The sequence below is a fragment of the uncultured Fibrobacter sp. genome, from assembly GCF_947305105.1.
Lineage (GTDB): Bacteria > Fibrobacterota > Fibrobacteria > Fibrobacterales > Fibrobacteraceae > Fibrobacter.
In genome coordinates this window covers 104,026-116,754 of record NZ_CAMZCS010000001.1, presented here as the reverse complement: position 1 = coordinate 116,754, position 12,729 = coordinate 104,026, and the positions used below count along the sequence as shown (strand labels likewise).

11 protein-coding genes are annotated in these 12,729 nt (G+C 52.1%); 3 read left to right on the top strand and 8 right to left on the bottom strand.

Annotated elements, in window-relative coordinates; all coding sequences use genetic code 11:
* Window positions 1-52 precede the first annotated feature (52 nt).
* Both purN and Q0Y46_RS00500 read right to left on the bottom strand, forming a co-directional pair.
* Window positions 53-649 carry a phosphoribosylglycinamide formyltransferase gene (gene purN, locus Q0Y46_RS00505; RefSeq protein ID WP_297943664.1) on the bottom strand — a complete coding sequence of 199 codons (597 nt, stop codon included), beginning with the start codon at window positions 647-649 and terminating at the stop codon, window positions 53-55.
* Between the two features lie 23 nt (window positions 650-672).
* Window positions 673-873 carry a hypothetical protein gene (locus Q0Y46_RS00500; RefSeq protein WP_295678448.1) on the bottom strand — a complete coding sequence of 67 codons (201 nt, stop codon included), beginning with the start codon at window positions 871-873 and terminating at the stop codon, window positions 673-675.
* A 130-nt stretch (window positions 874-1,003) separates the two neighbouring features.
* Here Q0Y46_RS00500 and Q0Y46_RS00495 point away from each other — a divergent pair, with 130 nt between their 5' ends.
* On the top strand, window positions 1,004-4,141 hold the full coding sequence (locus Q0Y46_RS00495; RefSeq protein ID WP_297943661.1) for a GH116 family glycosyl hydrolase: 3,138 nt from the start codon (window positions 1,004-1,006) through the stop codon (window positions 4,139-4,141).
* A 116-nt stretch (window positions 4,142-4,257) separates the two neighbouring features.
* Here Q0Y46_RS00495 and Q0Y46_RS00490 read toward each other — a convergent pair whose 3' ends face one another.
* Genes Q0Y46_RS00490 through Q0Y46_RS00475 form a run of 4 tightly spaced genes read right to left on the bottom strand, consistent with a single transcriptional unit; the run spans window position 4,258 to window position 8,278 of the window.
* Window positions 4,258-5,403 (bottom strand): hypothetical protein, encoded by a 1,146-nt coding sequence (locus Q0Y46_RS00490; RefSeq protein ID WP_295678446.1) that lies wholly within the window; start codon window positions 5,401-5,403, stop codon window positions 4,258-4,260.
* A 34-nt stretch (window positions 5,404-5,437) separates the two neighbouring features.
* On the bottom strand, window positions 5,438-6,562 hold the full coding sequence (locus Q0Y46_RS00485) for a hypothetical protein (protein WP_295678445.1): 1,125 nt from the start codon (window positions 6,560-6,562) through the stop codon (window positions 5,438-5,440).
* An 11-nt stretch (window positions 6,563-6,573) separates the two neighbouring features.
* Window positions 6,574-7,452, bottom strand: coding sequence for a hypothetical protein (locus Q0Y46_RS00480; RefSeq protein WP_297943657.1), 879 nt, complete (start codon window positions 7,450-7,452; stop codon window positions 6,574-6,576).
* Window positions 7,445-8,278 (bottom strand): TIGR02147 family protein, encoded by an 834-nt coding sequence (locus Q0Y46_RS00475; protein ID WP_297943654.1) that lies wholly within the window; start codon window positions 8,276-8,278, stop codon window positions 7,445-7,447. Before Q0Y46_RS00475 ends, Q0Y46_RS00480 begins: the two co-directional genes overlap by 8 nt.
* 406 nt (window positions 8,279-8,684) lie before the next feature.
* On the opposite strand from Q0Y46_RS00475, the gene Q0Y46_RS00470 reads away from it, so the two are divergent.
* Together Q0Y46_RS00470 and Q0Y46_RS00465 are read left to right on the top strand one after the other, a co-directional pair.
* Window positions 8,685-10,112, top strand: a complete 1,428-nt coding sequence (locus Q0Y46_RS00470; RefSeq protein ID WP_297943651.1) for an alanine/glycine:cation symporter family protein — start codon at window positions 8,685-8,687, stop codon at window positions 10,110-10,112.
* A gap of 23 nt (window positions 10,113-10,135) precedes the next feature.
* Window positions 10,136-11,131: a bile acid:sodium symporter family protein gene (locus Q0Y46_RS00465; protein ID WP_295678439.1), complete on the top strand. Its 996-nt coding sequence runs from the start codon at window positions 10,136-10,138 to the stop codon at window positions 11,129-11,131.
* Here Q0Y46_RS00465 and Q0Y46_RS00460 read toward each other — a convergent pair.
* Both Q0Y46_RS00460 and Q0Y46_RS00455 read right to left on the bottom strand, forming a co-directional pair.
* A complete protein-coding gene (locus Q0Y46_RS00460) occupies window positions 11,128-11,706 on the bottom strand; it encodes a fibrobacter succinogenes major paralogous domain-containing protein (RefSeq protein ID WP_297943648.1) in 579 nt (192 codons plus the stop codon). The two genes, Q0Y46_RS00465 and Q0Y46_RS00460, sit on opposite strands and share 4 nt — an antisense overlap.
* Before the next feature lie 32 nt (window positions 11,707-11,738).
* Window positions 11,739-12,668, bottom strand: coding sequence for a hypothetical protein (locus Q0Y46_RS00455; protein ID WP_297943645.1), 930 nt, complete (start codon window positions 12,666-12,668; stop codon window positions 11,739-11,741).
* Between the last annotated feature and the right edge of the window lie 61 nt (window positions 12,669-12,729).

The window sequence follows — 12,729 nt, the reverse complement described above, 5'->3', positions numbered from 1 at the left end:
TGGTTAGTGGTTAGTAGGAAGTAGGAAGTTAGAAGTAGGAAGTTACTGCCTACTATTTACTTTCTACAATTTTCTCCGAGTATTCCTTAACGGTCTTCCAGTACAAGTTATGTTCCTGTTCGAGAACGCGGGCGGCAAGCACCTCCGGCGTATCGTCAGGCAAAACGGGCACCTTCGCCTGGGCAAGAATGCGACCCTTGTCGATTTCCTCGCTCACCAGGTGAACCGTCGCGCCTGATTCCGTGTCGTGAGCGGCAATCACGGCCTCGTGTACGTGAATGCCCCAGAAACCCTTGCCACCATACTTGGGCAACAGCGACGGGTGGATATTCAAAATGCGGTTCGGCATCCTCTGCAACATGCAAAGCGGAAGCGCCTTCATGTAGCCCGCCAAAATCAAAAGATCCACATTATAGAGGTTCAACACGTCGAGCATAGCCGACTCGTATGCAGCCGGATCCGGGTGCGTCTTGCCGGAAATATGGTACACGGGAATCCCGTAGGCCCGCGCATGCTCCATCGCACCGCAGTTCCCGTTGTTACTAATGAGGAATTTGCACTGGGCATCGAGGTCGCCCTCGCCAATGCGGTCAATAATCGCTTTAAAGTTGCTTCCACCACCGGAAGCCATCACGCCTATTTTAAACATGGGCGCAAATATAGAAAAATCAATTACTTATGGTCAATTCCGGGAGGCGTGCGGAGGTAGTAAATGACGCAAGGAATAATAACCGAAAAGATGAAAACCGCAGCGGTCAGGAACACGAACCAACCTTGGACCGTGATTTCTACGGGAATTACAAAACTTTTCAGGAATGCGAACACCACAATGAGCAGGAGTCCGGGAATCATGTGTGCAACCAGTTTCGTCATGCCCATAAGATAGTCTTTTTCAAGCAGAGCGTACAGGAGAAAGATTAAAAAAAGCTCATTTAATGCCATGCACCCCCTAGATTTACTACCTTTCTATCCGAAAAATTTAACCCTATTCATGGAATTCAATATGAGCATTAAAGAATACCTCGCCGGCGCCAAACAGGCCGGTTCCGTCCAGAAGCTGATGACCCCGGGCCTCGCCGTGGAATTTATCCAGCCCTGGTACACCCCGCTTTCTACGACTCCCTCTACCACGGGTATTGCTGTCGGCGGTATCGGCTCGACATTCACCGCCACGCCTGCGGGCACCACTCCCGTGATGAACGTGATGCCGGGCGTGCAGGTCCGCACCGAAAAGCCTTCTGACCTCCGCTTCAACAACTTCTTCTTCCGCGAATCCGTGATTGGCGCGAAGGCAGCGCTCGAAATCGGCGACTTCGCCGGCTTCACGCAGATGCTCGCCAAGTACCCGCTCGTGGACGCGAAGGGCGAAGCACTCTTCAGCGCCGCCGAACTGGCCAACCAGAAGAAGGCCGAGGCCAAGCTCAACAAGGCTATCGCCGAGAAGGATTTCTTCAAGAACAATGCCGCCGCGTTTGAACGCTGGCACATCGAATGGAGCGACCGCACCGCCGCCCTCCTGAACAAGGCCGGTGCCGAACTCAACCGCAGCGCCGTCATCGACTTCTTCAACGGTGTCGTGGGCGAAAAGGTTGTGCGTCAGGGCGCCCTCACCGCCGCTTGGGCAAACGACAATGTATTCCTGGGCCAAGCCGGTTACGATGCCGCCAAGATGCAGTACGCCGCCCTCTACCCCGTGAGCGAAACCAAGTACGAAGGCAAGGGTGTTCAGATTACCAAGACCCAGTCCAGCTACGTGACTCCGGGTGACGAACGCCTCTCCAGCCTCCCGGTGAACGCTACCGTGTTCACTCTCGAAAATACCACCAAGGAAACCCGCGAAATCACGATCGTGCAGGTGCAGGACTGCATCGCCGGTTACATGGCCAAGAAGGACCGCCAAGGCGTTCAGGATTCTAGCTTCGTGCTCGTTCCGTCTGCACGTTTCCCGAAGGGCGTGAAGTTCAGCAAGCAGGCCAAGGACGGTCGCGAAGTCCGCGGTCTCGAATTCTACAACGAAAAGCCGCTCGCCGAAAGCGATTTCAATGGTTGCATGGGCGTGTCTGTCGCTTGGAACAAGAAGGATAACCTGAACGTTTCCGTGAAGCCGATGTTCTACCAGGATGACGCCGCCTCCGTGCTGAAGGGCGCCCTCCGCAGCGGTCGCGTTTGCGAAGCCTGGGTCAAGAACGTTTACAGCGGCCGCGAAACGATGGCCGGTGCCGTCGCCGTTACTGCGGTTCTCAAGCCGAAGCAGAAGGTCAGCTTCCAGTTCAACCTGGTACTCGACTTCCCCGAAATCAAGCTGAACAAGCTTACTTCCGCCAAGAAGTACACCACGTTCTTCCCCGAAGCCTATGGCCGCGTGGGCGCTATCCTCGAAGAAGCCCTCGCCGCCGACAAAAACATGGACGCACGCCTCAAGGCATTCGAAGCTCTAGTCCCGAAGAAGGCCGTGGCCAAGCTTTACAAGACGGCTGCCAAGCAGGACGAATTCAAGAGCCTCGCCATCAACACGCTCAGCTTCCTCGCCGAAGCCACCGTGTGGGACAAGGATGACCGCTTCCTCGTCCGCGAATGCGCCGACTATCCGTTCTTCAACTCCCTCGACGTTTACTTCTACGGCAGCTTCAGCCTGATGGCTCTGATGCCGCGCCTCGACGGCGTGGTCATGAAGCGCTTCGGCGATGCGATTCTCGCCGTGAACGACAACCGTCGCCGTCACCACGAATATGTGAACCACCCGTTCGCTGACCTTCCGGACCCGAAACTTGAAGGCCCGCGCGCCGTGCGTGGCGCCGTGATTCACGACCTCGGAAGTCCCTTCGATGCTGAACCCGATGCCTACGACTGGCACAACGTGAAGGAATGGAAGGATCTCGCTCCGAAGTATGTGTTGATGGTTCTCCGCCACTACGTAAAGACGCAGGATATCGAAAACCTGAAGGATTGCAAGGAAGCCGTTTACGCCGCCATGCAGTACCTCGAAAAGATGGTGAACGAAGGCGAAAACTTCCCGCTCACCCACGGTACCGACGACACGTTCGACAACCTCTCCAGCCATGGCATTTCCGTGTACTGCGGTAGCCTCTGGATTGCAGGCCTCCGCGCCGCCGCCAAGATTGCCGAGATCCTCGGCGACAAGCAGCAGGCAGACACATGGAACGCCAAGGCCGATGCCGCCAACAAGGAATTCGACGAAGCCCTGTGGGACGAAGCCGAAGGCTACTACCACTTCTTCGTGACCCCGATGGAAGCGAAGGACGTTGTGGCTGACAAGCTCCCGCAACTCGCCGACGCCATCAAGGAAACGCTCGCCATCGACGGCAGCGACGTGAAGGCCGCCCTCAAGGCCATCAACGAATGGCTCAACTCCGGTGAAATTCCGAGCGACGTGGAACTTTCGAAGAACGAACTCCGCGGTCTCAAGAAGGCGTGGCTCACCGCCCAGTGCAAGGAAGCCTTTACCGCCAGCTGGAACGCCAAGATCGCCAACGACTGCGACGACGTCTTCGCCGACACGATGCTCGCCGACACCTACCTCCGCCTCCTCGGCCTGAAGCCGATCAGCGACGAAAAGAAGGCCAAGGCGAACCTGCTCCGCGTATTCAACACGAACTACAAGGCCAACAGCCCGCTCATCGGTGCTGCAAACCTCGTGCGCAAGGACGGCTCTCCGCTCGACGAATTCAACTTCCAGGCTCACGACGTGTGGATTGGCATCCAGTACAGCATCATGTGCGCCATGATGCACCACGGCCTCGAAAAGCAGGCTGCCGACATGGGCGATTCCATGATCCGCAACCTCTACGAAGAAGCCCGCATCCCGTTCGCCGCACCGGAAGGATTCAACGGTTCCTGCCGCCTGCACCCGGAAGCGCTCGTGAAGGCATTTAACCTCAGCGCCACCGCCGCCGACAAGATGCACAAGGAACTCCTGAAGAAGGGCGCCCTCCTTGCCGACAGCCGCATCAGCCCGAAACTCCCGCGCAACCTGCCCGCCTTTACCAAGGCATTCGGCAGCATCGCGAAGGCCAACAAGGTTGAAGCAAGCGCGCTGTTCATGCTGCTCCACAGCACGGCGCTCAAGTACACCGCCGGTAAGTACTTCCGCCCCGGCATGGTGTTCGCGCTCCTGTACTAGTGAGACCGCTCGCCTAGTGTGTCATTGCGAGGGGCATATAGCCCCGAAGCAATCCATAGAACATAAAACAGGCGCTCCAAACGGAGCGCCCTTTTCTTAGAGGTGTACATTCCTTATTAAGATATTGAACGGACAATCATATATAATTTGCCATTGAACTTTGCATATCGGGCATTCACGTTTTCATCCGGTATGGCGAAACGGAACTCATCAAAAGTACACATGCAATCGGTGACATCCACAACATCTGTATATTCCAGATACAGCGTATCGCCAACCATCTCCTGGGAGATTTTCGCATTAACACCGCAATAGTCCATTACGTTCTGGAGAATCAAGACATTGTCTCCATTATCGTGGATTGACAAGGTGGCTTCGGGGAGTTCCACATTGACCAGAACGGTCACCGAATCTTTAAAAAGCGCAGGCTTGTTTGCAACAGGAACACCGTCGAAGCCGGCAACGCAACGGCCCGCTTTAAAACCTCTCTCCAGGAAAGCCGCTCTTTCTTGCTCTTCCTTTTTTTCAGCGGTTTTATTGTGGATTTGCATTCTGTTGCCCAAATTCAGTTGATCATTCACAACAAGGAGGCTTGTGTTCATAAAGGGACTTTCTGCGCCCACCCTGAAGAAGAATTTTGCCTGGCAGGTACATCCCGTACCCGCAGAACCACCAATCAAAGGCTTTACGTAGAGCGTATCGCCCGCAACCGAAATTTCGAGGCTGTCAAGAGCAGGTTGTTCAATCATGCCTGCAAAGCCACCTATCTGATTGCAAGCAACCTTCACTCTTTCAACGACAACAGCTGCATATTCAGAATCCTCGGCAACTTCTATATAGGCCATCGGCGGGAGCGCCTGGTCCCCTCCAACAGCGCCAGCGTCCTTCATGGGGTCGCCCGATGTTTTATTCTCTATGCACGTACCACCTTCCATTGCGACCACCTGAACGGAATTGTTCAAGACAGACGAAGAAGATTCCGTTGCACTCGAAGCAGGATTGAAACTTGATGACGACCCCACAGCACTCGATTCAGGATTTATCGCACTCGATTCCGGCACGGTTCCACTAGACAAGGCTGACGTTGCAGACGAAGAAGATTCCTCTAAACCAGAAGACGCAGGGTCCCCGGAACTCGAAGATACCCCCATTGCAGGGGAAGATTCCGCACCAACGGGAACAGGCGCCGTCGAGGACGAATCGTCCCCGCAAGCAATCAACATTAATGATAATGCTGTACAAAAAGCAAAAATCTTTTTCATATTCTCAGCCTCCATTTTCAAAGTCTGGTTATCGTTATTCCCCGGATGTTCCACTCAGCAAGGGAATCGGATCGAAGAAAGCTCCATTGACATAGGTCGCCTTGGTAAACTCGGCTTCATTCTTTATTGTAAAGGATACTTGCGTCGGGCAAATGCAATTTGCCAAAGGCGCATTCGGGTCCAAATTTATCTTGACAACAAGCGTATCGCCAGCAGCCGTAACATCAACGCTCTCGACAATCGACCCACAACTCATCGTCACATTGTCAAGGACAACCGTCATGCTGTCTTCGCCAACATACTTTCGGGCCGCAGGCTCGGCACGTTCAATCACATCGATAACAAAGGTGGATGTATCTTCAGACTCTACCGCATTTGAAACGACATTCGTAGCATTATTCGCATTATGGTTGCATTGGGCCTTAACGCTCGATGTTGACTGGCGAGGCCGAGGTTCGCTCGTGCCGGATTCTCCGCTACGTTCAAGAATGGGTATTATATTCTCGTCGTCCAAGACAAGTACATGCGCATTCAGGAACGAATCTTCTTTCTTTACCTTGAACTCAATGACCGATGAGCAAAGGCACCTCATTGCACCGCTACGATCAAAGAAGGTTTTCGCATGGATTGTATCCCCTTCTACAAGTAAATCCAAGCTATCCAAGACAATGCCGCACGTCAAGGTAATATGTACCGTATATTCTATGGAATCTGCTTCGTCATGCCTGTAGGCTACAGGCTGGGTGTCCGCGACTGGAACCAAGTCTTCGGCATACAATCCGGCATCCAACGAAATGGCAGGACGGTTCTGCGTTTTCTTGGTATCGCACATCCCGTAGACATCCGTGAGCATCAGGTGGATTGGCGCCGCTTCCGGCGTAGCGGAGCTAGGCACCGCAACAGAAGACGAAGATTTCCCTGCCGCACCCGATTCGGGCACAACCGCACTAGAAGATTCAGGTTTGCCAGCACTGGATTCCGGAGCCGTTGCACTAGAGTTCGGCACTCCCGAAGACGCGGGGCCCTCAGTCCCCGAAGAACTGACTTCCGTACCAGACAATTCTTCCCCAAGGGCAATCGGAGCCGTCGAAGACGATTCATCCCCGCAAGCCATAAGCATAAGCGACAGAGCCGCACAGCAAGCAAGTATCTTTTTCATGATTTCCTCCTTTAGTTATGGCCTTCTATGTCTTCGACCAACGTATAGTGCATTTCATATAACTGAATTGCATTTTGTTGATTAAAGACTGCATAGTTTATATCAGGATAATATTTGTCAAGCCTAAAGCCACCTTCTGCCACACAACCGCAATTAATGCTTTCGGTCTGCGGCAAATTGACAAATACCGTATCACCGTCAAGGCTTACGTCTGTGCCATTTTCATAAAGGTCATTCAAGAACTTGGTTCGTTTTTCCTTGTTGCAAGGGAGATCGAAATAGACATTTTCAAACGTAATCACCTCGGCTTCATTATATACATAGAAGGATGCCGAAGGTGAAGGTGGAGCATCATCAGGAGCATTCCCGTCGCCATAGACAGCTTCTTCTTTGCACTGCAAACTGAAATTTTCCGCATGGACAACAAGGCCGCTGCCCCCCGACGAAGACACGAGGACATCACATTCGGAACAATCAGACGAATTCGGTTGCGGCACTAAGCCATTTTGCCCACCGTCCCGCAAGTCACCATTATTTGACCGAGAACGCGAGCTGGACGAAACAGGATCAGGAACAAGCGACGAATCGTCATACTGTCCACTACTCGACGAGTTCGATTCGACCTTCTCCACCTTTTCGGACGAACTGGTCACACCCTTGTTCGGCAAATTAGACGAACTGGATTCAACCCTATCATTCTTTTTGGACGAGCTGGAGATATCCCCTACATCGGAGGAAATCGCATTTGCTCCGCCACCCCCTTCGGAGGAACTGCTGATTTCCGCAATAGAGTTGGGATCGATAGTTCCTCCTGCCACGTTATCGCTGGAGCAGGCCATTATGAAAATAAAAGAAAGGGCGCTAATGGAGAAAACCATTCTATTAAGCATGGCGTACCTCCTTGATCTTTTCCGTTACCGGGAAAAACTGAAAATTGATTCGGCAGACCTGGTCCAGGTCCTTGTATTCATTTGCAATAGATAGCACTTTTTTGCAGCAAGCGTTGATTTCTTCGACAATTCTGTTGCTCGCTTCTTGGTTTACGCTGAGCGTGACCCCGGTAAAAAAGCGTTCGTTCGGAGAATAGCGATCTACAGCACGTACCGCCATGTTCGCCATTTCCCTGTGCATAGAACGGATCGCGATGGGCAATGCTTCCTTCGAGCCGATGACAGTCTGTTCCGTCTGCGAATAGACCTTCTCGCCGTCCTTTTTCAGGAATCCGGCCTTGACCAAGAAACTCAGGATGTCGTGAACTTCTTCTGCCGACACGTGCTCCTTGCATTCTTCGGCGATATCGCGGGCTGTTGCCCCCGGCATCATCGGGACAAGTTCCCTCAACACCGGATACTTCCAAGATTCATAATACTGGAAGGCCTCGCCGTCGACGACGCGCACTTTGTGTTCCAGAGCGATTTTCTGCATTTCAAGGAGAGCATCCTTCTTGACGGAATCCTTCTCGGCATTGCAGAACGTGACGAGTTCGCAAAAGTAATCTTCCTCGTAATCGACGAGTTTCATGGCCTGCGCCACAGCACGTGCCTTGATCTTGGAAAGTTTGCTCTGGCCCATGCACACGAGTTTCAAAAAATTCGGAGACGTAAAGCCGGCACTCTTGCAGAATTCGCGCCACGAGAACGCACCGAGACGCTTGCGTTCGTCGTAATAATCCTGCATAAAGAGGTGATAGTCTTTGTATTCAAGTACCGATTTCATATACATAAATGTATATTCATTTCACACGTCCGTCAATAACATATTATACAAAAATTGCCTTTTTACGTAAAAATTGACATAAAAATTGTAATAAGCATCACACTTTAAACGTATATTATACACATCGTATAGTATAATATAATACAGCACAAAAAATAAAACGGGCGCAATATATCTCTGGAAATCTTGATATAAAAAGAAACAGCCCTGTCCAAAAGGACAGGACCGTTTTTACAAGGAGCACAAAATGGACTTTTCGTTACTTTTAATATAAGCTAAAATAAGCCACGCAGAATTCATTTAGTAGAAATACTTCTTTTTGATGTTTAAAATCACAAGTTATTGACTTAAGCAGGACAAAACTTTTTTCAAGCATTTATTAACTTTAAAAAAACGGAGTAAATACATGTTTGAGATACTGCATCCCGTCGTTTCGACATTAAATACTGTACTATACGATTTCTACATCATCCCGCTATTCCTGATAGTGGCAGGCATTTTCCTTTCGATCCGCTTGGGCTTTCCGCAAATTCGGCACCTCTTCGAAATGCTCCGCGTCACCCGCGAAAAACCGCTGCACGAACACGGCATTTCATCGTTCGGTGCATTGATGGTTTCAACCGCATCGCGCGTGGGGACAGGAAACATCGTCGGCGTGTCAACCGCCATCTGCCTCGGCGGCGCAGGCGCCATTTTCTGGATGTGGTTCATTACAGTCATCGGGGCGGCATCCGCTTTCGTTGAATCTACGCTCGCACAGATTTACAAGCGCCACGACAATATCACGGGGCATTCCTATGGCGGTCCTTCGTATTATATCCAGACAGCACTTGGCATGCGCTGGTTGGGCATACTCTTCTCCGTCTTCGTGCTCATCACCTATATCATCGGCTATAACCTGCTCGCCTCTTACAACATCCAGGATTCCCTTTCTAACTACGAATTCTACGACAAGAGTTCCACGCCGGTCATCACCGGTATCATCCTTGCTGTACTTTTCGCTGTGTGCATCTGGGGCGGAGCAAAGAAAATTACCACGATTACGAGTTATCTCGTCCCGCTCATGGGCACTATATACGTTCTTGTAGCCCTAGGCATTATCATATACAACATTTCAAACGTCCCGGCAATGTTTGCGACAATTTTCAAGAGCGCCTTCTCGTTCAACGCCGGCTTCGGCGGATTCGCCGGAAGCTGCATCATGTACGGCATCAAGCGCGGGCTCTACTCCAACGAAGCGGGCATGGGCTCTGCACCGAACGCGAGTGCAAGCGCAAGCGTGTCGCACCCGGTCAAGCAAGGTCTCGTGCAGTCGCTCTCCGTATTCATCGACACATTGCTTATCTGTTCGGCTACCGCATTGATGTGCCTTTCGTGCGACGTGGAACCGACCAAGGAAATTTCCGGCATTCTCTACGTCCAGAAATCGCTGACATCCGTCTTGGGCACTCATGGAGCCTTGTTCATCACGTTCTCCATGTGCCTTTTCGGCTATACCACGCTCATCGGCAACTATTACTACACCGAAGGTTGCTTGCGATTCATCTTGAACAAGCGCCCGAATAACGTCACTCGCAATATTTTCAAGGCGATTGCCACGGTCATCGTCTTTGCGGGAGCGATTTCCAGCGCCTCGTTTGCCTGGGACAGCGCCGACCTTTGCCAAGGACTCATGGTCCTCGTGAACATCCCCGTCATCCTGATTCTTTCGCCCATTGCCTTCAAGGCACTCAAGAACTACACCGAGCAAAAGAAGAAAGGTGTCGAACCGGTTTACATCGCCGAGGAATGCGGAGTGAAGCAACCCACCGACTACTGGGTAAAGCAAAGATAAAGCGGATTATCTATATTTAAGGCATGTTTAAGATAGTTAGGGCTTTCTGCCACGTTCTCTCTTCTTACGCTTCCCCATTCGTCATCGCAAGCGCCATCGTCGCATTCTTCCTCCCCATCGCCTTCGGCTGGGTCCACGGCAACGTTTCATCCGTCATTCTCGGCATCATCATGCTCAGCATGGGGCTCACGCTTTCGGTCGAGGATTTCCGCATTCTCTTTAGGCGCCCGCTCGACATATTGCTCGGGGCCGCCGCGCAATACACCATCATGCCGCTCGTCGCCTTTACGCTTACCAAGGTATTCGGCCTTGACCCATACCTTGCCGTAGGCATCATTCTGGTCGGGTGCTGCCCGGGCGGAGTTTCGAGCAACATCATGAGTTTCCTCGCCAAGGGCGATGTCGCTTACTCCGTGGGCATGACAACCGTATCGACCTTGCTCGCCCCCATCATGACTCCGCTTTTGGTACTTTGGCTTGCCGACACGAGCATCAACGTGAACGCCATCGGGATGTTCCTGAACATTCTCTATGTCACCATCCTCCCGGTAACTATCGGCTTCCTGCTCAATTATTTCTTAGGGAAACGCCCCATATTCAAGGAAATCCAGGCAGACATGCCGGCCGTCAGCGTCATCGGGCTCATGCTGATCGTGGGCGGAGTTGTCGTGACTGTGCGCCCGCAACTTTTGACAAACGGAATCGGCCTTATCTTCCTCGTGCTTGCCGTTGTATTTTGCCATAACGCGCTCGGGTACATCCTGGGCTACAGCGTGGGCAGGCTATTCAAGTTCAGCACCGCCAAAAAACGCACCATCGCAATTGAAGTCGGCGTGCAGAACGCCGGCATGGCCACAGTCCTTGCCGCAGGGTTCTTCGCCAATCCCGAAAACGTGGCGGCACACCCCGAAGCTGTGCTCTGCGTCGTGCCCTGCGCACTTAGCTGCGCGTACCACTCTATTAGCGGGACCGTCCTTGCCAACTACTTCGGCTGGCGAGACAAGAAATCTTCTGTTTAGTAATTCTTGAGGCAGCGCACGGAATACATGTTGCTGCTGATGTCGAAATCCACACCGAAATCGCCCGGAGGCGCGAGGTGCCAACCGTAGGCATCGCCGTCTTCGCTTGTGGCACTCCAGAAATGCGCCGACACGCCCAGTTCTACGAACTCGTCGGTCGCCTTGCCTGCCGGCACGACATCGAACCCGTAGCGGTCGCTGCCGTCCCACTTATCACGGGACTTTAGGCTCACCCATGCGGCTTCCTTGCCGTCGCTATCTTCGATAAAAGTGCGGAAACGTTTCCACTCGTCGTTATCGGGCAGGTGCCATCCCGAAGGGCAAGCCTTTGTCGCCATCTCGTAATTGTAGAGGCGGCCATACTTTGTGCAGTTCTCGGGCTTGTTATCGTAACAGGCGCTTCCCTTCACGTTATAAGCAAGGTTCTCCGCCATCCATGTGCGGCTCCCAACAACAACCGTCCTGTAGGTTTTGCCATCGCGGGTATCGCGAAAATTCCCTGTCTGCGGAGCGGCGGTACACACAAGCGGGACAAGAGCCACGAGGACCATCATTTTTCCAAAGACATTCTTCATAAAATCCCCTAAACGAAAAAACGTATAAAAAGCTAGAACTTTATCGGATACAGCAAGTACCAGTGGAATTCAGGATAAACTTGAATTGTCGGTGCCGGCAACTTGAAATAGTTCAAATACTTGATAATGGTACGGGCCATGCGGCTTTGCGGGCGGAACGCCTCCAAATCGTAGTCGAACGCCAGATAAACTTCACGACGCGGGTGCGGTTCCTTGGTAAACACCTTCTCGTCGATACTCAAACCGGCCGCGAAGGCAAGCCAGCTCGGGTAATACGCCCTCGCACCAGACGGCAACAAGCGATACGGCTTGACCGAAAGCCAAAAAGTCTGGTTCACGTAGTCGTCGGTAAAGATGCCTGTTTTGCTCTGCCTGTAGTAAGCCTTGGTATTGATCCAATAACTCCACTTGAAATCAATGTACTTGAATGCGGGAATGTAGCGTTCTGCCATCGGATAGAAACCACCGAGCGTTCCCGAAAGCACATCGAAAATGCTAAAGCCCCATTCCGGGGAATAACCATCCTTCACGTCAATCGCGACATGGGTCATCATCGCAGAAAGGCCCGCAAACAGGTAAGCGTTGAACTCGCTCGTTCCGGCCCAGCGGTAGCCTTCGTAGAACGATTCTCCCAAAAAGACGCCACCCAAAAAATGGCCAAACTTGTCGAGATTCATTGCATAATCGAAATCGTTCTCGAAACGGAAATGGCCCCTTCCGTCATCCCACCAGCCTTTTTGGAAAACAAGCCAATAGGCGGCACCGTAGGCGATGAGAGTCATGGACGCAACACCGACCGTCTTTGGGACAGAGACCTCCGCTGCAATGTCCGTCGAATCTTCGCTGCGGTAATCCCACGTGGAATCACGCCAGGTGTACGGGTCTCCAGGAGCCGCCACAGCAGCTCCAGCAAGCAGCACCAACACAAAAAAAGCGATTATTTTCGAACCAGCCAATTTCACACGCGTAAAGATAGATAAGTCTCGCCGAAATTTGAACTACGAGGCGATTTTTTAATGGATT